Here is a 19,732-nt window from a genome sequence, read left to right on the forward strand (position 1 = left end):
TGGTTCTTCCTTGGGTCTGCCCGGTCAGCGAGTAGCTGCCGAGTGATTGTTGGACGACTGAGTACGTCCGAGATCGATGGAGATGGCGTCTGCGGTGGCGACTGCGGCCGGAACCAGTTCATCGCGAACAGCTTCGGCGCTGTAGCGGGCAGCCTGGGTGGAGATGTTGACGGCCGCGACCACGTCACCGGTTGCGTCCCGGATGGGTGCGGCGAGAGAGCGCAGACCCTCTTCGAGTTCTTGATCGACTATCGCGAATCCGTCGGCGCGAATCTTCTCGAGTTCGGCGCGCAGTCCGTCGGCGGTCGAGATGGTCTTGCCGGTCAGCCGGGCGAAGGACACTCGGGCGAGGTAGGCGTCCAATGCGTCGTCCGGCAAGCCGGCGAGCAGGACCCTGCCCATGGACGTCGCATAGGCGGGAAAGCGCGTGCCGATGGTGATGGACACCGTCATGATGCGGCTGACCGGAACACGAGCCACGTAGACGACGTCGTCACCGTCGAGGATCGACACGGACGTGGATTCACGGACCTTGGCGGACAAAGCTTCCAGATGCGGCCCGGCAATCTCGGGGAGAGACAGACTGGACAGGTAGCTGTAGCCGAGTTCGAGGACGCGAGGCGTCAACCAGAACACCGAACCGTCAGTACGTACGTATTCGAGTTCGACGAGTGTGAGCAGGAAGCGGCGAGCGGTCGCACGCGTGAGATCGGTGTGCCTGGCAACCTCGCTGAGGGTGCGACGCGGGTGCTCACCGTCGAAAGCCTTGATGACGGAAAGCCCACGGGCCAGCGACTGCACGTAGTCCGGGGACGGTCCCGGCGCCTGCTCGCTGCTGTTCTCACTCATGGTGTCTCGTTCTCCTCAGGTTCGGCCGAGAGGTCCGCGAGTGCTTGCTTTCCCAGCGCAAAAGCCAAGTTGCTGTTCGGCACACCCGCGTAGACCGCAGTATGGAGAAATACTTCCACGAGTTCGTCGGGATCGATCCCGGCACGCAGCGCAGCGCGAATGTGCATGTCGAGTTCGTGTTCGTTGCCGACGGCGGTGAGGATCGCGAGAGTGAGGAGCCTGCGGGTGTGGTGATCGAGGCCGGGGCGTGACCAGATGTCGCCCCACGCCGTGCGAGTGATGAAGTCCTGGAACGGGGCCGTGAATTCGGTGGCGCCGGCGATGGAACGGTCGACGTGGGCGTCGCCGAGCACCTGGCGTCGTACGGTCATGCCTGCCGACACCGCGGCGCTACGTTGGGCGAGCGCAGATGTGTGCGAGGCGATATGCGTGGCAAGTAGTTTGGTGACGCGCCCGGCCTGTTCGACGCTGGCGAGGTGTGCGCCGGGATCAACGACGTGCAGTACCGCGTCGGCGATACCGTCGGCGATCGCGCTCAACGTCGCCGGAGGCGTCGCCGGATCCTGCTCGCCAGCGATGAGGAGCGTCGGAGCGACGATGCGTGCCAGGTCGGCGCGGCCGTCCCACACCGAAAGTGCCTCGCAGCAGGCGGCATAACCCTCGTCGGGTGTGGCTTCGACCATTGCGACGTGGCGGGCAACTAGTTCCGGATCGTTGTCGGCCAGTCCCGGCGTGAACCAGCGTCCGACGACGGCGGCCGCGATGGACGCGATACCGTCCGCTCGGACAGCCTGGGCGCGATCGATCCATGGCTGAGCCGGGGCGAACTGCGAGGACGTGCACATCAAGGTCAACGTCTCGACGCGAGTGGGGTTGTGTGCGGCGATCCACTGGCTGACGGCGCCGCCGAGGGAGAGCCCAACGAGATGTACGGACTCGAGTTCGAGCGAATCGAGGAGAGCGATGACATCGCCGGCAAGATCGGCAATGGAGTAGGGGCCGGCAGGTACCGGTGACTTGCCATGGCCGCGATGGTCGACGGCGATGACGCGGTAGCGATTCGACAGCGCGTGAATCTGCGGCTGCCACATGGACAGATCGGATCCGAGTGAACCCAGGAGAACTACTGCGGGAGCATCAGGATTGCCGGTCTGTTGAAAGTTGAGCGCGACGTTCATCGAGATCCTCCTGTAGGGCGTTCGGCGAGGGCACGGTCGACCAGATCGGTGGCGTGGCCCAGATAGTGTGCGGGGTCGAGTAGTTCGGCGATCTCCGCTTCGCTCAGGTGCGCGGCGATGGCGGGATCACGATCCAACCTGATTCCGGAAGTGGCTGCCGCTGTGACGATGTCGCGTGCTCGATCGGTGTGCGCGGACAGTGCCTTGGTGACCCGCTCGGCGAGAATCAGGCCACCGGTGATGTCGAGATTGCGTGCCATCGACTCGGTGTGCACTTGCAGGCCGGTGAGGCTGACGGAAAGCTGGTGCGCTGCTCCGCCTGCCAGACGCAGGAGTTCGGTGACGGTTTCCCACTCGGCGTGCCAGGGGCCTGCAGCGCGGGCGAATTCGTGATCCATGTTCGACAGGGCTGTGGCGACCAGTGCGGGAGCACGTCGCGCTGCTGCGCGGGCGGTGATCGCCGCAACCGGATTCTGCTTGTGCGGCATGGCCGATGAGCCGCCCGGAGCGCTTTCGGCGACCTCGGAGAGTTCGGTGGACGCCATGACGGTGATGTCGGTGGCGGGCTTGGAAACAGCGCCGGCGACGATACCGAGCGTCGTCGCGAGTTCTGCGATGGTCACGCGGTCGGTGTGCCAGGGAGCAACCTGCCTGGCCAGGCCGAGTTCGTCGGCAAGTGCATCGGCGATCCTGAGCCCGTCGGGATACAACGCAGCGAGTGTGCCTGCGGCGCCGCCGAACTGAACCGGCAACGTGGACAGCACGATCTCGAGGCGGATCGCGGCGGCGTCGAGTGCCGTGAACCAACTCGAGGCCAGAAGGCCGAAAGTGGTCGGAAGTGCCTGCTGGCCCAGAGTTCTCGCGACCATCGGAGTGGAGCGATGGAGGCGGGCGAGGTGGGCGGCGGAATCGGCGGCGCGTGTCAGGTCGGCAAGAACCACCGCGCCCGCGCGTCGCGTCAACAGCATGAGAGCGCAGTCCATGATGTCCTGGCTGGTGGCTCCCGGATGCACCACGGAGGCAGGCACACCTTCCTGTCCCACCCTTTCGCGAAGCATCTTCACCAGCGGGATGACAGGATTTCCACCGGCTGCCGACGCCCGGCCGAGCGCCACGATGTCCAGACCACCCGGTTGTGAGAGTTCGGCCGCAGCAGCAGCCACCGCGGCGCAATGTTCCCCGTCCGCCAATCCGACGGTGGCCATCGCGCAGCTCAGCGCGGCTTCCACGTCGAGCAACGCGGTGACCCACGCCTGGTCGGACAGGTGTTCCGCTACTCGGGTGGCCCCGAACACCGGATCGAACAGTGCGCCGCGAGTGGGCATGTGTACTCCTCTTACAGTTCGAAGAAGGGCGTCTCGACGCCGTTCGCGTCCTCGTCCTGAACATAGACCGTCCAGGAGTACCCACCGTCGACCTTGGTTGCAACCAACTTCGCGCGTTCGGTTTCGCTCAGTGAAGACAGCACCGGATCTGTTGCGTGTGCGTCGGTGTCCTCGGGGAAGTACAAGCGGGTGACCAGGCGGTCGAGCATGCCGCGAGCGAAGACCGACACGTTGACGTGCGGGGCTTCGTCCACATCCGTTTCAGTCGGCTGCGCTCCGGGTTTGACGGTGTGAACCAGTGCGGTGCCGGTGTAATCTGCTGCGCTGCGGGCGAATCCGCGAAAACCAGCCGGAGTGAGCTCCACTGCGCCACGGGGATCGTCCGGATGGTTGAAGCGTCCGAGCGTATCGGCCTGCCATGTTTCGATCATCGCGTCCGCGACGGGTGTACGGGCGCCGTCGATCACCGTGATGGCCAGCGTGATTCGTCCGGGGGTATCGCTCGGGGCAGCGTCGGGGCCGTCCGTCCAGGGGAGGCCGATGTGCCAGTACGGCCCGACGGTCTGAGAGGGCGTGACACCGAAGGGGGCAGTGGTGAAGTCGCCGGGGACGACGGGGTATATAGGTGTTTGCCTGTCAGTCATCGTGGTCTTCCTCGTTCTCGAATACGGAGGCATTACGGCCGCGCAGGACGATGTCGAAGCGGAACCCGAGAGCCCAGTTGGGGACTGTGGCGTCGTAGTCGAAGACGCTGACCATGCGATGACGGGCCTCTTCGGGCACCGCGTTGTAGATCGGGTCCTGGAAGAACATCGGATCGTCGGGGAAGTACATCTGCGTCACGAGGCGCTGCGTGAATGCCGTGCCGAACAGCGAGAAATGGATGTGGGCCGGTCGCCAGGCGTTGTCGTGGTTCATCCACGGGTAGGCGCCGGGCTTGATCGTGGTGAAGCTGTAGTGGCCGTTCGCGTCGGTCACACAGCGACCGAGCCCGTTGAAGAACGGGTCCAGCGGCGCGGGCCAGTTGTCGCCGGTGTGGCGGTAGCGTCCACCGGCGTTGGCCTGCCACACCTCGAGCAGCGTGTGGGGGACCGGCTTTCCGTCGCCGTCGAGTACGCGCCCGTGGACGACGATGCGCTGTCCCTGTGCTTCGCCGCCGTTGGCAATGGTCAGGTCGTTTTCGCCGGCGCCGACGCGATCTTCGCCGAATACCGGCCCGGTGAGCTCCGTGAGGCGCTGGGGGAGCAGCTTCAGCGGTTGCTTCGGGTGGCGAAGAGAAGTGGTCTTGTAGTCCGCGAAATCGGCCGGGGCGTTGACGCCAGTCGGCCGCTGGTACCTCGGCGGTAGATGCAGCATAGGGAACCTCGTCGTTCGGTTACGTGAAGGTGTTCGCAATGTGTACATGTGTTGCGCTCTGCGAACAGAATAGTTCGTGAATGTGACCCAGGCAATGCCGGGGGCAAAAAATGTTCGTGATGCGCACGGGGGTTCACAATACGTACGCACCGCGCTACTGTGATCGACATGATGGACAAAGTCATTCCCACTGCTGCCGAGGCCGTCGCCGACGTGCCGGACGGCGTCACGATCGCTGTCGGAGGTTTCGGACTCGTCGGAGTGCCGGAGATCCTCATCGATGCGCTCCTCGCGCAGGGCGCGACGTCACTCGAAACGGTGAGCAACAATTGCGGCACCGACGGGTTCGGGCTCGGAGTGCTCCTGGAGAAGGGGCGCATCCGCCGTACTGTCAGCTCGTACGTCGGCTCCAACAAGGAGTTCGCGCGTCAGTACCTTTCCGGTGAGCTCGAAGTCGAACTGACGCCGCAGGGCACGCTCGCCGAGCGCATGCGTGCCGGGGGAGCCGGAATTCCCGCGTTCTTCACCCCGGCCGGCGTCGGCACCCAGGTTGCGGACGGCGGCCTGCCACTGCGTTACGACGGCAACGGCGGCATAGCAGTTGCCAGTCCGCCCAAGGAGACTCGCGACTTCGACGGCGTCACCTACGTGATGGAGCGCGGCATCGTCGCCGACTACGCACTGGTTCACGCTTGGAAGGGTGACCGGCACGGCAACCTCGTCTATCGCGCGAGTACCCAGAACTTCAATCCGGCTGCAGCAACGTCGGGTCGCATCACCATCGCGCAGGTCGAGCACCTCGTCGAGCCCGGCGAACTCGACCCCGCCGAGATTCACACTCCCGGCATTCACGTTCAGCGCGTTGTCCACGTCGGCCCGGTGACGGTCGGCATCGAGAATCGGACGGTACGAGCATGACTTCCGTAATACCCACCAAGCTCACCCGTGAAGAGATGGCGGCCCGCGTCGCGCGCGAACTCGAGGACGGGCAGTACGTGAACCTCGGCATCGGTATGCCGACGCTGGTTCCGAACTACCTTCCGACCGACATCACCGTCGTATTGCACTCGGAGAACGGCGTTCTGGGCGTGGGGCCTTACCCCACCGAGGACGAACTCGATCCCGAGCTCATCAATGCGGGCAAGGAGACCATCACCGTTCTCCCCGGTGCGTCGTTCTTCGACTCCTCCGCGTCGTTCGGCATGATCCGCGGCGGCCAGGTCGACGTTGCCGTGCTCGGCGCCATGCAGGTCAGTGCCACCGGAGACCTCGCGAACTGGATGATCCCCGGCCACATGGTCAAAGGCATGGGCGGCGCGATGGATCTGGTCCACGGCGCAAAGCGTGTCATCGTGATGATGGAGCACGTGTCGAAGAAGGGTGAGCACAAGATCGTCGAGGAGTGCTCTCTTCCCCTGACGGGTAAGGGCTGCGTCCAGCGAATCATCACCGACATGGCCGTGATCGACGTGACAGACGACGGTCTCCGCCTGGTGGAGACGGCGCCGGGCATCGGCGTCGACGACGTGGTTGCTGCCACCGGTGCGAAACTGATTCTCTGACAGGTCGTTTCATCGATGTGCTCAGCCGCCGGGTCGTGACTTTCCACCGACCCGGCGGAAGCATTACGCCCCGACGTCGTTCAGTTCGCTCTCGACCGGAATCCAAAGTTCGAATCGCGCGACGGTGAAATCGTCGTTGTACTCGGTACGCATTATCTCGGGACCAGGCACGGAGCGAAAAGGGTTGGCCGGGAACCATTCCGTGTAGATGTCTCGCCACAGATACTGCACAGACTCGATTGCCGATCCGTCGGCGGTGAACACGGCCCACGTGTGTGCGTCGACCGAAAGCGCCTCGAAGCCTGAGGGCGCGGTTTCGCCGGTGACCACTCCAAGGTAGTAATCCAGTTCTGTGCCTTCGGTTCTGGGATGCGCCAAATTGTCGACAACACTGACGATTCCCTCCGGTTCTTGATCGGACAACTCGCGCAGCCCTCGCAGCGCGACCTTGTCCACGGTGCGGGTGAAATCTTCGATGGCAGAATTGGGACCTTCGTGAACCAGTGGTACCCGGGTTTTGAAGCCGACTACCGTCAAGGCGGGTTTGTCCACAAGCATGTAGTCCATCGGTGTGGCTCCTTCCAACGTCACGTGAATGACAAGCTTCGGTTGTGATTTGAGAACGGCGGGAGCGCGTTTGACTGCGCCGGGACTCACGCCGTGAAATGTGGTGAACGCTCGTGTGAAGGCTTCCGCGGACGAGTACCCGTACCTCACGGCTGTCTCCAACACTCCTGATCTGCTGACCGACAACTCGGCACCAGCCAGGGTGAGTCGACGACGACGGATGTACTCCGACACAGGAATGCCGGCGAGGGCCGAGAACATCCTTCGGAAGTGATATTCCGAGGTGGTTGCCAGCCTTGCCATCTCGGCTGTGTCGATCTCGCCGCTCAGATTGTCTTCGATGTACTCGAGCGCGCGGTTCAGTCCGTCGATCATCGTGTCTTCCTGTTCACGGGTTTCACGCTACGCAGATCGCCTCGGTCGTACCCGACTATCCGTGCCCGAAAAAGTAGGGCAGGAATGCATCTGGACAACTCAGTTAATCCTCATTATCTTGAATCGAACATCGATGATTGACCAGGAGGCACAGTGAGCACCCGTTTTCCGCAGGCTGAATTGACCGAGGTGCCCGAGGACATCGCCACCAAGATTCTCGAGATCCAGGAGAAGTCGGGGTTCGTGCCCAACGTCTTCCTGATGTTCGCTCGTCGCCCAGCCGAGTTCCGGGCATTCTTCGCGTACCACGACGCGATCATGCTCAAGGAAGATTCCGCGCTCACCAAGGGCGATCGAGAAATGATCGTCACCACGATCTCCGCGGCCAACAAATGTACGTACTGCGTTGTCGCGCACGGCGCGATTCTGCGTATTTACGAAAAGAAGCCACTGGTTGCCGATCAGGTTGCGGTCAACTATCGCACCGCAGAGATCTCCGATCGTCAGCGCGTGATGCTCGACTTCGCCACCAAGGTGAACTCCGCCTCTCACGAAATCGCCGACGCCGATTTCGATGCTCTCCATGAGCACGGCTTCGGTGACGAGGATGCATGGGACATTGCGGCGATCACTGCCTTTTTCGGCCTCAGTAACCGAATGGCGAGTTTTTCCGGCATGCTGCCCAACCCGGAGTTTTACCTGATGGGGCGAGTTCCGAGGTCCTGATTCCCGCTCGCCGAACACATGCTTTCAATTTTTCGGACCGACCGGTCGTAACGTCTGGAACTCAGCCGACGAAGTAAAGGCTGTCCACGCCGGAATTGCCGTCTTCGTAAAGAAGGCCGAAAGGTTGAGCGCTATGTCGGAGAAGTCCATCGCCCATTCTCGGAGGGTCCGCTCTGCGGCCGCCGGTGCCGTACTCGCTCTCGGATTGGCGGTGGGCGGCACGGGAATTGCATCGGCAGAGCCGGAAACCGTGTGTACCCCGAGCGCAGATCCGCTTGTGACCTGCGCTGAGGAAGAGGCAGTTCCCACTACCGACGCCGACGCGGCGACAAGCACCGAGACCGTACCCGAGAAGGCCGAGGCCGGCGCTGCAGAAGCAGGTACTGCCGGAACCGCGGCAACGGACGCCGCGGCACTGGCGGAAGCCGAAGCAAAAGCAAAAGCCGCAGCCGACGCCGCAGCGAAGGCGGCCGAAGCAGCCGCGACGGCAGGGGTCGACTCGTCCGCAGCGACAGACACTTCGGTGAAGGCGACCGAGGCAATGACTCAGGCGAGCGTCGAGGCAACCAAGGCTGCGGTCGAGTCGACCAAGGCCAAGGCTGAGGCCGGGGCAGCGGAACAGTCTGCCAAGGACGCAGAAGAGGCGGCCAAGGTTGCGGAGTCCGCTGCGGCCGACGCCAAAGAGGTAGCAAAAACAGCTCAGGCAGAAGCAGATGCGGCCGCAGCCAAGGCAACGGAACTCGAGGAAGCTGCGAAGGCCGCCGGTTCGGGCACCAAGACCGAGGAGGCGGCACAGGCTCGCGCCGAGGCCAATGCTCTGCAGGCCAAGGCCGATGAGGCGAAGGCTGCCGCGGATGCAAACGCCAAGCTGGTTGCGGACAAGAACAAGGAAGCCGACGAAGCCTTCAAGAACTGGGATTTCGCGAAGGGACTCGCTGCAAAGGCTCAGGCGTTGGCCGCCGCTTGGAATGCCAAGCAGCTCGCGATCACCGTCAAGGAAACTCAGAAGGTGGCCACTGCCGCCGAAACCACCGCCAAGGCAGCTGAGTCCGCAGCCGCCACCGAAGTAGAAGCTGCCACCGCCGCCCGTAAGGCCGCAGACGAAGCGGCTGCTACCGCAGCTTCTGCACAGAAGGACGCCGACGCTGCACAGAAGGCCGCGGAGACGGCCCAGGCAGAGGCCGATGCTGCAGGGGAGGAGGCCACCGACAAGCGAGCAATCGCCGCCGAGAAGGCTGCCGAAGCCGCCAAGAAGGCCGAAGCTGCCGAAGCGGCGAGCAAGAAGGCGCAGGATCTCTACCTGGAGGCCGAAGACGCGAAGGCCGCAGCCGACGCCGCAGCTGCAAAGGCCAAGGAAGCTCAGGCCGCAGCTGCCGCCGCAAAGGCCGAAGCGGATGCAGCGCAGAAGATCGTCGACGAGCTCAAGGCAAAGGGCGAGAAGGAGATTGACAACGGAACAGGTGTCGGCGGTGAAGTGATCATCGGTGAGCACACTGACGACGGTTCCGGAGTCACGAAGGTCGACGAGACCACCGCTGTAGTGAACAAGACCGGAGTGAAGCTGGTCGGCTACTACAACAACAAGGGCGCCTTCGACGTCGTCGACTACTACGTCACTGACTCCGATGGTGATCCGGCACTTGCCGGAACCCTGCCCCCGGTCGATCTTGCTCTCGGTGACACTGCAAGCAGCAGCAGCGGTAGCAGCAGTTCGAATCTTCCGGCTGTACTGATCGGCGTCGGCGTCGTGGGCGCCGCAGCCGCAGCAGCTACGACGGTGGTCGTCCGTCGCAAGCGTCATGACGGTACGGGCAACACGTCTGCGTAGCGCGGGCCTCTCGGCGGTAGCGATCCTCGCACTCCTCGTATCCGGATGTTCGGGCGAGAACGCTGGATCGCTACCAGACCGCTCGCCGGTGCAGTCGCATATCGCAGCTGCACCGGCATCGGTGAGCGTCGGTCCGGCCGAACCCGAGCGGATCGAGTTGAGGTCTGCGTCCGGGGTTACGTACCTGAGCAGTCCGTTGCACGCGGAGAAACTGATGCGCGGCGGCGACAGTGGGCAGCAGCTGAATCCGGTCGGCGAACTGCCGGTGTGGTGGGGTGAGAGCGGACTGCCGGGAACGGTGACCACACAGACGGTTGTCGTGGTCGGGCACAACTACTCCACTCGCGAAGCACCGTTCCGAGCGCTACGGGTAGTCGAGCCAGGTGATCACGTTCTACTGGGTACTCCGAACGGAGTGCTCGAGTACGACGTCGAAACCGTCGGGCCGTTGCACAAAGGTTCACTGTTGGGCGCACACGAGTTGCGCGAATCCGTCCCGGGACGGCTGATCCTCGCCAATTGTGATGTCGTCGAGGGGGAGTCGACGCCGGACAACTACATCGTCGTCGCTCAGCTGGCAACGCACTGAATCCGCGACAGTGCAACAATGGGTACATGGATTCTCTCGGTCTTCTCTCGGAACTGGTAGCCCTCGACACGGTCTCCGGAGAGGCAGCTCCCCAGCGCAGAGCCATGGATTCGATTGTCTCGTTGGTGCTCTCGCATGCGCCGCAGGCAAAGGTGGAGTCGGATCTGACCGGCAATCATCCCTGGGCCTTGATCACCAACGAAGCAGCACCCTCGGCGGCAAGACTGCTGTTCGCCTGTCACGTCGACACGGTGCCGGTGGGCACTGTCTCCGACTGGGAGTTCGATCCGTACGCCGCGGAGGTGGACGGCGAATTGTTCCTCGGCAGAGGCACATCGGATATGAAAGCCGGCCTGGTTGCCGCTACTGCCGCGGTAGTCGACGCCTTCGAACGTGGAGTTCCGGTCGCACTACTGCTGACGAGCGACGAGGAAATCGGATCCCTCGGTGCAGTCCGTTCGGCCGACGCCGTAGCAAATCTCGAGGTCGGGGCAGTCATTGTTCCCGAGGCGACGGGCAATCGAATCAACCTGGGGCACCGCGGCGCCCTGTGGCTCGAAGTGTCCGTCAAAGGAAAAGCCGCGCACGGGAGTACACCGCAGCGAGGAACTAACGCCGTCCTCAAACTGCTTGACGTGGTCGACCGAGCTCGACGTGAGCTTCCGCTGTCGTCGGACGCCTTCCTGGGTGCCGAAACCTGGAACCTCGGCTTGGTCGGCGGAGGTTCAGCTCCGAACATCGTGCCGGACAGTGCACGTGCGGTGATCGATCACCGCACGGTGGGAGACGGCGCAGACCTGCTCGCATGGTGGCGCGCCCAACCGGAGGTCGACTCGGTAGAGACGTCGATTCACCTGGGAGGTGTGCGTACCGACGCGTCGGATCCGTGGTTGGCCACCTTGCTGATCCCTGTTGCAACCGAACCGGTTTCGTACTTCACCGACGCTTCGGTGCTCGCAGCGGCCGCCCCAGGAGCTCCCGTCGTTATCTGGGGGCCGGGCACTCCCTCGCTGATGCATGCGGCCAACGAAAGCGTCAAGGTCTCGGAACTGGACGATGCAATTGCTGCTTACGGTGCGGTGGCCGCTGCTTGGCCGACGGTGGACTGACGGACAATCAGTTCAGGAGCAAGCGCAATGTGGGCTGTCGACTCGGAAGAGTTGTTCATCGCCTGATCCAGAAGTCGCACAGCTTCTTCCGCGATTCTTTCCTGCGGCTGTCCGACGGTGGTCAACGGCGGATTGCACAGTTCGGAGAAGGGGATGTTGTCGAAACCGGTGACCAGAACGTCGCCGGGGACGTCGATGCCCAATGCGTGGCAGGTCTGCAGCACACCGAGCGCGATCAGGTCGTCGGCGCAGACCAAGGCGTCGGGGCGAGTCTTGCCGGTCAGGATGGTGTTGGACGCCGTGCGCCCCCACTCGATCGAATATTCGCCGAGTTGTGTCCACTCGTCACGAGTTTCGATGCCCATCCGATCCGCATGGCGGAAGAATCCGGCCCGGCGAAGTTCGGTCGACGAATTGGTCAGCTCGGAACTGATGAAGGCGGCCGATCGCGCGCCGCGCTCGGACAGATGCTCCATCACGAGTGATTGTGCGGCGTCGTCGTCGACACCGACCCAATCCGTTTGGGTATCCATTGCGAACCGGTCCAGTTGAACGACCGGAAGCGTTGCCGCGCTGGCTCGGACTGCTTCGGCACTCAATTCGCCGTGGCACGGGCTGATGATGATTCCGTCCACCTGCCGCGAGACGAGCGACTTCAGTCGCTGCGCTTCCACGTCGGGGTCGGAACGAGAATCGCACAGGAACAGTTGTAGTCCGCGCTGCGCGAGGACGTGTTCGACATTGACCACCAACGACGTGAAGAAAGGGTTCGCGATACTCGGAACCACCATGCCGACCGTGTCAGTCCGATTACGACGCAGCGAGCTGGCGATGATGTTTCCCGAGTATCCGAGAGAATCCGCGGCTCGTTTGATCGTCGCTGCAAGCTCGTCCGAGACAGGGCGGGATCCGGACAGTGCCCGCGACACGGTGGCAGTTGACACCCCGGCCAGTTCCGCGACATCGCGAATGGTCGCCTTGCGCATGCGTCCCCCGTTTTCTGCTCGATTCGGGTCCGAGGTTATCGAACCGCACGGTCCAGTGTCCCGCATGTAACGCGATTGAGGCAATCGTTTACATATTCGAATTGTGAAATCCTTGACACAACCCGGTGTTGATCGCATAACCTGCTAAATCATCAAGGCAATCGATTACATCGTGTGCAGATCTTGTGCATGGACATACAGCGCAAATCTTGCGCATGGAATGGGGTAGCTGAAGTGACCGCATCACCGCTCGGAGTCTTTCCGCCCAAGCCCTCGGCGTTGGCAGAGATGTTCACCGGCACGCCTTCTCTCATCGGGGCCATCCACCTCCCTGCTCTGCCGGGCAGCCCGCACTACACCGGGCAGCCGGTTTCGGAAATTGCTCGCTTCGCTGTAGAGGAAGCACATGCGTACGTCGACAACGGTTTCGACGGTGTGATCGTCGAAAATCATTGGGACATACCGTTCCTCAAGCCCGGAGAACACGGCTACGAGACGGCCGCCAGCATGGGCGTCATCACGGCAGCGGTGGTCGCCGAGTTCGGCAAGGCGGTCGGCGTCAGCATCCTGTCCAACGCCGGCGAGTGCGGAGTGGCCGCGGCGTGGGCGGCGGGCGCGAGTTTTGTGCGCGTCAATCAGTGGGCCAATGCCTACATTGCCAATGAGGGCTTCATCGAGGGTCAGGCTGCCAAGACGACGCGCTTCCGCCATCGCATCGGCGCCGACCCGGTCAGGATCTTCGCTGACGTGCACGTCAAGCACGGTGCGCATGCCATTGTCGCGGACCGCACTGTCGCGGAACAGACCGAAGACGCCGAGTTCTTCGACGCAGACGTTCTGATCGCGACGGGTTCGCGCACCGGTGACGCCGCTTCGGTCGACGAGGTTTCCGTGATCCGAGACAACACCGTTCTTCCGGTGATCATCGGATCCGGCATCACGGCTGCCAATGTCGCAGCGCTGATGAAGGAATGCGACGGCGCCATAGTTGCATCTTCGGTGAAGGACAATGGACGCTGGTGGGGACGGGTCGCAGGCGAGAAGGTCCGCGAACTGTCCCGGGCTGCAGGAAAGTAACCATGATTGTCTTTTGTGGATACGCCAACAACGATGTGACGGTGCATGTCCCACACGTACCGGTACTCGGGGAGCGCGTTCAGGCAACGGCCATCAGTCAGATCGACGGTGGAATGAATGCAAATGCTGCGGTATCCGCGGCCCGAATGGGCGCGCAGGTGATCTTTGCCGGTGCCGTGGGCCCGGACGCGCGGTCCACCGAGTTTCTCGAAGCCCTCGAGGCAGATGGCGTCGACACCAGTTGGTCGCCGCGAGATGCGTTCCTGTCGACGGCAGTTGTTCTCATCGCGCAGGACGGCGATCGCTCCATCATCAGCCAGGATGACCCGAACGATGCCGAACGCATCGGAGTTGTCGTTACCCGATTGGCCGCTGCCGGCGGTGGACGACTGTTCCTCGACGGATACCGTGCGGTCTTCCTCCCGGATGAATTACCGGGAAGCGTAAGTCTGGTAATCGATCTGGACGGTTGTGAAAACAAAGCCGCGGCACTGCGCGCGTTCGCGCTCGCTGACCACGTCGTCGTAGGGCGTGCCCTGTGGGAAGGCGAGTTCGGGATCGATCTCGATCAGTGGCAGGCACTGGCCGCCGAGCACAATACTCACCTGCTGGTGACCGACGGCTCGCGAGGTTGGACGCTGGCCACACCGGACGGCGAGGTGACGAGCGAACCGGCAGTAGTGGTCGACGTCGTCGATGCAGTCGGGGCCGGCGATTGCTTCGGCGGTACGTACATCGCTTTTGTCGACGCCGGGCGCTCGCCGGTGGACGCCGCACGACTCGCGGGAGCCTCGGCTGCCTTGGCTTGCGCCACCGCAGGACCCCGCGGATGCCCCACCCGAGATGAATTGGACAGCTTCACAGCAATATTGACCCCTCACACCCTTTTGGAGACTCGATGATGAAACGTGCTTTGCCTCTGGCTCTGGGAGCTGCAGTCGCGCTCACGCTCACCGCTTGTGACTCGGCGTCGTCGAGTGACTCGAAGGACGCATCGGGTGGCTCGTCCATCCCGCAGCCGACCCGGGTCGCCGAAAGCTGTGACGGGACGAACGGCAAGCTCAAGGTCGGCCTGGTGACCATCAATCTCCAGGCGCTGTACTTCAACCAGATCAACAATGCCGCGAAGAACGTCGCGGACAAGGCAGGCGTCGACCTGCAGATCATCAGCGGCAACGACGATTCCGTCGCACAGGCCAATGCTTTCGACAATCTGATCGCCGCCGGTGTCGACGCGATCATCGTCGACGCGATCGACACGGACGGAATCAAGCCGTCGGTGGTCAAGGCCAAGAACGCGGGCATCCCGGTTGTCGCTGTCGATGCGACCATTGACGATCCGGCGCTGTCGACTCAGGTCGGTACGGCCAATGCAGAGGGCGGTGCCAAGATCGGAAACACTTTGGCCGATGTCGCGAACAACACCGGAACGGTTGGTATCGTCGGCGCGCTCAACAGCACTGTCCAGTTGGAGCGGCAGAAGGGCTTCACGGAGACCGTGACCGGCCGAGGAATGACCGTCGGCACCGTCGTGGACGGACGTAACATTCAGGAGAACGCACAGACCGCAGCGGAGAACCTGCTGACCGGCGGCGGCGACATGAAGTACGTCTACGCAACCGGTGAGCCGGCCCTGATCGGACTCGTCGCGGCGGTCAACAGTCAGAAGGCGCAGGATCGCATCCAGGCAGTGGGTTGGGATCTTTCGGATCAGGCGGTAGGCGGACTCAAAGCCGGTTGGCTTAAAGGCGTGGTCCAGCAGAACACCTTCGAATTCGGCCACGAGGCAATGAATTCGGCAATCGACCTGGCTTGTGGACGCGGCGCTCCGGCAAACATCCCCGTTCCCACCCAGATCGTGACTCCGGAGAACGTGGCCGACTACATGTACTACTTGGAGAAGTAATCATGGCACCTCCACTGATCGAACTCTCGGGCATCACCAAGTCGTACGGACCGGTGAAGTCCCTTCAAGGAGTGGACCTTCGGCTGGCGAAGGGTGAAGTACTCGGAGTGGTCGGCGACAACGGCGCCGGTAAGTCCACTCTGATGAAGATTCTCGCCGGCGCGGTTCAGCACGACGGCGGTGAAATGCGAGTCAACGGTGAACCAGTACGCTTTTCGACGCCGCTCGACGCGCAGCAGAAGAAGATCGGAATCGTCTACCAGGACCTGGCTCTGTGCGACACGCTCGACGTCGCCAGCAACCTGTTCCTCGGCCGAGAACCGCGAAAGGGTCCCTTCCTCGACCGGCATGCCATGCACGAGAAGGCGGCTCACATTCTTGCTGACCTGCATGTCAAGGTGAAGTCGACCTACCAGGAGATCGGGCAGCTGTCCGGCGGACAGCGGCAAACCGTCGCGATCGCCCGCGCGGTCTCCTTCCGGCCCGACGTGCTGATCCTCGACGAGCCCACCGCAGCGCTTGCCGTCGCAGAGGTCGAGTCGGTGCTCAAGCTGATCACGGACGTGGCAGCGGCCGGGGTGGGCGTCATTCTCGTGACGCACCGCCTGCAGGATCTGTTCCGCGTGTGTGACCGAATCACGGTCATGTACGAGGGGCAGAGCGTCGACGACGTTCCGATCGGCGACCTCAACATCGAGTCTCTCGTCGGACTCATCACTCGAACTCCGGTGCCGCAACGGACACCGGCAGCAGCACAGGGAGTCACGGCATGACCACTCTCGAGAAGACCCAGGCACCGGTCGAGCGAAAGCTCGCCGCCAAGCCGTCGTTGTGGGACAGCGTCAACAAGCCGACGCTTGCGATGCTCGCGGTGACAATTGCTGTCGCAGCTGTCTTCTCGGCGACCACGTCGTCGTTCCTGACATTCACGAACCTGTCGAACCTGGCAACCCAGATCGCTCCGGTTCTGATCATCGCGGTAGCAATGACTTTCGTGATCACGGCCGGTCAGATCGACCTGTCCGTCGGTGCGATCGTCGCGTTCGTCGCGGCGATGAGTGCCGAACTGATCCAGGCGGGCGTCGATTCGTCCTTGGTCTTCGTCGCCGCCCCGGTGATGGGTGCGGCCTGGGGTCTGGTCAATGGATGGCTCGCTGCCTACCAGGGCATTCCGCCGTTCATCGTGACTCTGGCGACGATGTCCGTCATCCGCGGCATCGCGCTGTACCGGACCGAAGGGTTCTCCGTTCCGGTCCCGGCAGACACCTACTTCGCGAAGCTCGGAACTGCAGAGTTCCTCGGGTTCTCCGCCAGCGCCTGGATCGCTCTCGTCGTCGTGGTCATCGGAGCAATTGCGCTCAACCGCATGCGCTTCGGACGCTACGTCACCGGTATCGGTTCCAACGTCGAATCCGTACGACGGTCCGGCGTCAACACGCGTCGTGTGCTCATGATGACGCTCGTCTTCACCGGCCTGGCCGCCGGCATCGCGGGACTGCTTATCGCGGCTCGACTGGGCTCGGGTTCGGCCAACTCCGCAACGGGATTCGAGCTCACCGTGATCACCGCGGTGGTTCTCGGTGGCACCAACCTCTTCGGCGGTCGCGGCACCGTGATCGGTACCGTCATCGGCGCTGTCCTGACCGGAATCATCGCCAACGGATTGACCCTGCTCGGCGTGAGCCCGTTCTTGACGCCGATCATCACCGGTGTCGTTCTGCTACTGGCCATCTGGATCAACATGCGCGGACACACACTGAGCGCGCTGTGGCGACACCTGCAGTCCGCACCCTCGGGGCCTGCACGCTCATGAGCAAGGTTCGTACCGTCACGGGAACTGTGGACAGCTCGGAACTCGGGCTGGTTCTCCCACACGAACATCTGCACAACGACGTCACCGGTGCATACACCGAGGCCCCGGATCCGGTTGTGGCGCAGCGGTTGGCCGGTCCGGTACGTGCCGAGGATGCCTGGCTTCTTCACGACAATCCGTACTACAGCCTCGACAATTGTCGAGTCGACGACGCAGCGGCAGTCGTGGAAGACCTTGCGGACTTCGCTCGCCTCGGTGGTCGGACGATCGTCGATCTGACGCCGCCGGGGCTGGGCCGGGCGCCGGAGAAGTTGGCTGAGTTCTCGCGAAAGTCCGACGTGCGAGTGATCATGGGTTCGGGGTGGTACCTCGAGACGACTCATCCGGTGGAGGTCCACGAACTCGGTGTCGACGATCTGGCGGGTTCGCTCGTCGAGGAGTTCGATCCGGCAAAGGAATTGGCTCCGGGAGTGATCGGGGAGATCGGTGTCTCCCCGCTCTTCACTCAGAACGAGGCGAAAGCGTTGCGGGCGGCGTGCATCGCTCAGCGTGAGGTGGACGTGCCCCTGTTCGTTCACCTTCCGGGATGGCAGCGCGTCGGACATCACGTCGTCGACATCGTGGTCAACGAGATGGGCGTCGATCCGCAAGCAGTGGTCCTGTGCCACATGGACCCGTCGGGACACGACACCGACTACCAACGATCGCTCGCCGACCGCGGAGTTTTCCTCGAGTTCGACATGATCGGAATGCCTTTCGACTTCCCCGGGGAGGGCCTTTCTCCACATCCGGCGGAAACAGCCACTGCGGTAGCCGGATTGGTGACTTCCGGCCACGCCTCACAACTGTTGCTCAGTCACGATCTCTTCCTCAAATCAATGCTCAGAAAGCACGGCGGTAACGGATTCTCCTACGTACCACTCGCCTTCGCCGCACGGTTGGTGCGCGCAGGCGTAGATCCCCAGCAAGTGTCCGCACTGATGCGAGACAACCCGAGGTCGCTCTTCGAGCAGGCCGCGAAAGGAAACAGAAGCAGTCATGGGTAAACGAGTACTGATCGCCGGCGAGAGCTGGATGACGACGTCGACGCACGTCAAGGGCGTCGACGAGTTCAGTGTCCATTCCTACGTGGAGGGTGTCGGTCCGCTGAGGGATGCGCTCACCTCACGTGGCCACGACGTGACACACATGCCCGCACACCTGGTGCCGACGCAGTTCCCCGGTACCGCAGAAGCCCTGTCGCAGTTCGACGTCGTCGTTCTCTCCGACATCGGAGCGAACTCACTGCAGTTGGCTCCCGGTGTGTTCGACCAGTTCCGGGCCGGCGAGGATCGCCTTGTTGCGCTTCGTGACTGGGTGAACGCCGGTGGCTCACTGATGATGATCGGTGGCTACCTCTCGTTCTCGGGGTTCCAGGCACGAGCAGCTTTCCGTCAGACTGCGATTGCCGAGGTGCTGCCGGTGACGATGCTGGCCGAGGACGATCGCGTCGAGACACCGGCCGGGATCGTTCCCACCGTCGTCGATGCTGCTCACCCGGCTCTCGGTGGCGCCGGGGATTCATGGCCGGCGCTCCTGGGATACAACCGCGTCGTCGCGAAAGACGGTGCTGCGGTTCCCGCCACCATCAACGGCGATCCGCTTGTCGCTGCAGGTGAATACGGCGCCGGACGGTCGATCGTCTTCACCTCGGACTGCTCGCCGCACTGGGCTCCGCCGGAGTTCTGTGAGCAGTGGCCCGGATACACCGACCTGTTCGACGGCTTGATCAGTTGGGTCGCCGGCGAATGAGTCGGTCCTCAGACCTGCTCGCGCGGCAGCAGAGTAACCTCGCTGCCGCGCGGGCGGTTCCATTCATCACGGAGACCATCGGCGGGACGTTGAGTGATGAGGGATTCCGCCGGTACCTCGTGATCGAAGAGGCATTTGTACTGACGGCCGTCAAAGTATTGGGGTTGGTGGTCGCCGAGTCCCCGACGCTCGACGATGCGCTCGACCACGTGACGTCGATGTCGAACCTGGTGGGCGAACAGCGCGAGTATTTTGCGCAGTTGCGTTCCCGATTCCCCTACGAGGGTGACGCAGCGGATCTGGTCGAGGAGTCGGCTGTGCTGTCCACGCACGCCTTGGCCCTCGCCCGCGACGAGGGCCGGGCGGCGGCCCTGGTGGGCATGTACGCCGCGGAAACCCTGTATCTGTCGTGGTGCCGGGAGGCTGCGGCCGTCAAGGTCGAGCGCGAACCAGCGTTGCAGGACTGGGTGGACATGCATGTCGCTCCGCCGTTCGTGTCTCAGGTGGCGGTGCTGGCGTGCGAGGTGGATGCCATGCCCGAGTCCGTGAGCGACGAGGACCTGGATCGCTGGTTCTCGGGCATGCTGGCCGCGGAGATCGATTTTCACAAAGTGGCTGTGTGAACCCCTGCTGTGCGCCTTTATTAACCCCCGGCGGTTAATAAAGGCGCACAGCAAAAGGCCCGTAGGTCGCTT

21 protein-coding genes are annotated in these 19,732 nt (G+C 63.0%); 14 read left to right on the forward strand and 7 right to left on the reverse strand.

Going from position 1 to position 19,732, the window contains the following annotated elements:
- Nucleotides 1–24: 24 nt before the first annotated feature.
- From ACFWAD_RS06555 to pcaH, 5 genes are read right to left on the reverse strand one after another with little or no spacing between them, the layout of a single operon-like run.
- Complete coding sequence (locus ACFWAD_RS06555) at nucleotides 25–849, reverse strand: IclR family transcriptional regulator C-terminal domain-containing protein (RefSeq protein ID WP_378531222.1); 825 nt, start codon at nucleotides 847–849, stop codon at nucleotides 25–27.
- Nucleotides 846–2,027 (reverse strand): 3-oxoadipate enol-lactonase, encoded by a 1,182-nt coding sequence (gene pcaD / locus ACFWAD_RS06560; protein WP_378542286.1) that lies wholly within the window; start codon nucleotides 2,025–2,027, stop codon nucleotides 846–848. Before pcaD ends, ACFWAD_RS06555 begins: the two co-directional genes overlap by 4 nt.
- Complete coding sequence (gene pcaB / locus ACFWAD_RS06565) at nucleotides 2,024–3,352, reverse strand: 3-carboxy-cis,cis-muconate cycloisomerase (protein WP_378542288.1); 1,329 nt, start codon at nucleotides 3,350–3,352, stop codon at nucleotides 2,024–2,026. The genes pcaD and pcaB overlap by 4 nt, the downstream gene beginning before the upstream one ends.
- Nucleotides 3,353–3,363: 11 nt before the next feature.
- Entirely contained in the window at nucleotides 3,364–3,996 is a 633-nt protein-coding gene (gene pcaG, locus ACFWAD_RS06570) for a protocatechuate 3,4-dioxygenase subunit alpha (protein ID WP_378542290.1), read from the reverse strand.
- On the reverse strand, nucleotides 3,989–4,708 hold the full coding sequence (gene pcaH / locus ACFWAD_RS06575; RefSeq protein ID WP_095972088.1) for a protocatechuate 3,4-dioxygenase subunit beta: 720 nt from the start codon (nucleotides 4,706–4,708) through the stop codon (nucleotides 3,989–3,991). The genes pcaG and pcaH overlap by 8 nt, the downstream gene beginning before the upstream one ends.
- Nucleotides 4,709–4,879: 171 nt before the next feature.
- Here pcaH and ACFWAD_RS06580 point away from each other — a divergent pair, with 171 nt between their 5' ends.
- Together ACFWAD_RS06580 and ACFWAD_RS06585 are read left to right on the forward strand one after the other, a co-directional pair.
- Nucleotides 4,880–5,626: a CoA transferase subunit A gene (locus tag ACFWAD_RS06580; RefSeq protein WP_378542923.1), complete on the forward strand. Its 747-nt coding sequence runs from the start codon at nucleotides 4,880–4,882 to the stop codon at nucleotides 5,624–5,626.
- Nucleotides 5,623–6,270 (forward strand): CoA transferase subunit B, encoded by a 648-nt coding sequence (locus ACFWAD_RS06585; protein WP_378542292.1) that lies wholly within the window; start codon nucleotides 5,623–5,625, stop codon nucleotides 6,268–6,270. The genes ACFWAD_RS06580 and ACFWAD_RS06585 overlap by 4 nt, the downstream gene beginning before the upstream one ends.
- 63 nt (nucleotides 6,271–6,333) lie before the next feature.
- Here ACFWAD_RS06585 and ACFWAD_RS06590 read toward each other — a convergent pair whose 3' ends face one another.
- Nucleotides 6,334–7,212, reverse strand: a complete 879-nt coding sequence (locus tag ACFWAD_RS06590) for a GyrI-like domain-containing protein (RefSeq protein WP_378542294.1) — start codon at nucleotides 7,210–7,212, stop codon at nucleotides 6,334–6,336.
- A 153-nt stretch (nucleotides 7,213–7,365) separates the two neighbouring features.
- Between ACFWAD_RS06590 and ACFWAD_RS06595 the strand changes: the two genes are divergently transcribed.
- From ACFWAD_RS06595 to ACFWAD_RS06610, 4 genes are all read left to right on the forward strand, one after another.
- Entirely contained in the window at nucleotides 7,366–7,938 is a 573-nt protein-coding gene (locus ACFWAD_RS06595; RefSeq protein WP_378542296.1) for a peroxidase-related enzyme, read from the forward strand.
- Between the two features lie 133 nt (nucleotides 7,939–8,071).
- Nucleotides 8,072–9,766 (forward strand): hypothetical protein, encoded by a 1,695-nt coding sequence (locus ACFWAD_RS06600; RefSeq protein WP_378542298.1) that lies wholly within the window; start codon nucleotides 8,072–8,074, stop codon nucleotides 9,764–9,766.
- Entirely contained in the window at nucleotides 9,738–10,355 is a 618-nt protein-coding gene (locus ACFWAD_RS06605) for a sortase domain-bontaining protein (RefSeq protein ID WP_378542300.1), read from the forward strand. The genes ACFWAD_RS06600 and ACFWAD_RS06605 overlap by 29 nt, the downstream gene beginning before the upstream one ends.
- Before the next feature lie 26 nt (nucleotides 10,356–10,381).
- Nucleotides 10,382–11,464, forward strand: a complete 1,083-nt coding sequence (locus ACFWAD_RS06610; RefSeq protein WP_378542302.1) for a M20/M25/M40 family metallo-hydrolase — start codon at nucleotides 10,382–10,384, stop codon at nucleotides 11,462–11,464.
- Here the strand turns inward: ACFWAD_RS06610 and ACFWAD_RS06615 are convergent.
- On the reverse strand, nucleotides 11,425–12,450 hold the full coding sequence (locus ACFWAD_RS06615) for a LacI family DNA-binding transcriptional regulator (protein ID WP_019745496.1): 1,026 nt from the start codon (nucleotides 12,448–12,450) through the stop codon (nucleotides 11,425–11,427). The genes ACFWAD_RS06610 and ACFWAD_RS06615 overlap by 40 nt on opposite strands.
- Nucleotides 12,451–12,684: 234 nt before the next feature.
- Here ACFWAD_RS06615 and ACFWAD_RS06620 point away from each other — a divergent pair, with 234 nt between their 5' ends.
- Genes ACFWAD_RS06620 through ACFWAD_RS06655 form a run of 8 tightly spaced genes read left to right on the forward strand, consistent with a single transcriptional unit; the run spans nucleotide 12,685 to nucleotide 19,660 of the window.
- A complete protein-coding gene (locus tag ACFWAD_RS06620) occupies nucleotides 12,685–13,527 on the forward strand; it encodes a BtpA/SgcQ family protein (protein WP_378542304.1) in 843 nt (280 codons plus the stop codon).
- 2 nt (nucleotides 13,528–13,529) lie between these two features.
- The gene (locus ACFWAD_RS06625; RefSeq protein WP_378531236.1) at nucleotides 13,530–14,429 is read left to right on the forward strand and encodes a carbohydrate kinase family protein; all 900 of its coding nucleotides are present in this window, start codon (nucleotides 13,530–13,532) and stop codon (nucleotides 14,427–14,429) included.
- Nucleotides 14,426–15,433, forward strand: coding sequence for a substrate-binding domain-containing protein (locus ACFWAD_RS06630; RefSeq protein ID WP_378542306.1), 1,008 nt, complete (start codon nucleotides 14,426–14,428; stop codon nucleotides 15,431–15,433). The genes ACFWAD_RS06625 and ACFWAD_RS06630 overlap by 4 nt, the downstream gene beginning before the upstream one ends.
- Before the next feature lie 2 nt (nucleotides 15,434–15,435).
- On the forward strand, nucleotides 15,436–16,206 hold the full coding sequence (locus ACFWAD_RS06635) for an ATP-binding cassette domain-containing protein (protein ID WP_372025254.1): 771 nt from the start codon (nucleotides 15,436–15,438) through the stop codon (nucleotides 16,204–16,206).
- The gene (locus ACFWAD_RS06640; protein ID WP_372025252.1) at nucleotides 16,203–17,246 is read left to right on the forward strand and encodes an ABC transporter permease; all 1,044 of its coding nucleotides are present in this window, start codon (nucleotides 16,203–16,205) and stop codon (nucleotides 17,244–17,246) included. Before ACFWAD_RS06635 ends, ACFWAD_RS06640 begins: the two co-directional genes overlap by 4 nt.
- On the forward strand, nucleotides 17,201–18,292 hold the full coding sequence (locus ACFWAD_RS06645; protein WP_378446934.1) for a phosphotriesterase: 1,092 nt from the start codon (nucleotides 17,201–17,203) through the stop codon (nucleotides 18,290–18,292). The genes ACFWAD_RS06640 and ACFWAD_RS06645 overlap by 46 nt, the downstream gene beginning before the upstream one ends.
- A complete protein-coding gene (locus ACFWAD_RS06650; protein WP_317825854.1) occupies nucleotides 18,285–19,037 on the forward strand; it encodes a glutamine amidotransferase in 753 nt (250 codons plus the stop codon). The genes ACFWAD_RS06645 and ACFWAD_RS06650 overlap by 8 nt, the downstream gene beginning before the upstream one ends.
- A complete protein-coding gene (locus ACFWAD_RS06655; protein ID WP_378542308.1) occupies nucleotides 19,034–19,660 on the forward strand; it encodes a TenA family protein in 627 nt (208 codons plus the stop codon). The genes ACFWAD_RS06650 and ACFWAD_RS06655 overlap by 4 nt, the downstream gene beginning before the upstream one ends.
- The last annotated feature ends 72 nt before the right edge of the window (nucleotides 19,661–19,732 follow it).

The organism is Rhodococcus sp. NPDC059969, from assembly GCF_042738325.1.
Lineage (GTDB): Bacteria > Actinomycetota > Actinomycetes > Mycobacteriales > Mycobacteriaceae > Rhodococcus_F.

What these genes read in the sequence shown, in the direction of transcription:
- pcaD (WP_378542286.1), bottom strand. Translation starts at nt 2,027, where the DNA reads ATGAACGTCGCGCTCAACTTTCAACAGACCGGCAATCCTGATGCTCCC.
- ACFWAD_RS06640 (WP_372025252.1), top strand. Translation starts at nt 16,203, where the DNA reads ATGACCACTCTCGAGAAGACCCAGGCACCGGTCGAGCGAAAGCTCGCC.
- ACFWAD_RS06580 (WP_378542923.1), top strand. Translation starts at nt 4,880, where the DNA reads ATGGACAAAGTCATTCCCACTGCTGCCGAGGCCGTCGCCGACGTGCCG.
- ACFWAD_RS06650 (WP_317825854.1), top strand. Translation starts at nt 18,285, where the DNA reads ATGGGTAAACGAGTACTGATCGCCGGCGAGAGCTGGATGACGACGTCG.
- ACFWAD_RS06615 (WP_019745496.1), bottom strand. Translation starts at nt 12,450, where the DNA reads ATGCGCAAGGCGACCATTCGCGATGTCGCGGAACTGGCCGGGGTGTCA.
- pcaG (WP_378542290.1), bottom strand. Translation starts at nt 3,996, where the DNA reads ATGACTGACAGGCAAACACCTATATACCCCGTCGTCCCCGGCGACTTC.
- ACFWAD_RS06605 (WP_378542300.1), top strand. Translation starts at nt 9,738, where the DNA reads ATGACGGTACGGGCAACACGTCTGCGTAGCGCGGGCCTCTCGGCGGTA.
- ACFWAD_RS06655 (WP_378542308.1), top strand. Translation starts at nt 19,034, where the DNA reads ATGAGTCGGTCCTCAGACCTGCTCGCGCGGCAGCAGAGTAACCTCGCT.
- pcaB (WP_378542288.1), bottom strand. Translation starts at nt 3,352, where the DNA reads ATGCCCACTCGCGGCGCACTGTTCGATCCGGTGTTCGGGGCCACCCGA.
- ACFWAD_RS06630 (WP_378542306.1), top strand. Translation starts at nt 14,426, where the DNA reads ATGATGAAACGTGCTTTGCCTCTGGCTCTGGGAGCTGCAGTCGCGCTC.
- ACFWAD_RS06635 (WP_372025254.1), top strand. Translation starts at nt 15,436, where the DNA reads ATGGCACCTCCACTGATCGAACTCTCGGGCATCACCAAGTCGTACGGA.
- ACFWAD_RS06585 (WP_378542292.1), top strand. Translation starts at nt 5,623, where the DNA reads ATGACTTCCGTAATACCCACCAAGCTCACCCGTGAAGAGATGGCGGCC.
- ACFWAD_RS06625 (WP_378531236.1), top strand. Translation starts at nt 13,530, where the DNA reads ATGATTGTCTTTTGTGGATACGCCAACAACGATGTGACGGTGCATGTC.
- ACFWAD_RS06600 (WP_378542298.1), top strand. Translation starts at nt 8,072, where the DNA reads ATGTCGGAGAAGTCCATCGCCCATTCTCGGAGGGTCCGCTCTGCGGCC.
- ACFWAD_RS06555 (WP_378531222.1), bottom strand. Translation starts at nt 849, where the DNA reads ATGAGTGAGAACAGCAGCGAGCAGGCGCCGGGACCGTCCCCGGACTAC.
- ACFWAD_RS06610 (WP_378542302.1), top strand. Translation starts at nt 10,382, where the DNA reads ATGGATTCTCTCGGTCTTCTCTCGGAACTGGTAGCCCTCGACACGGTC.
- pcaH (WP_095972088.1), bottom strand. Translation starts at nt 4,708, where the DNA reads ATGCTGCATCTACCGCCGAGGTACCAGCGGCCGACTGGCGTCAACGCC.
- ACFWAD_RS06590 (WP_378542294.1), bottom strand. Translation starts at nt 7,212, where the DNA reads ATGATCGACGGACTGAACCGCGCGCTCGAGTACATCGAAGACAATCTG.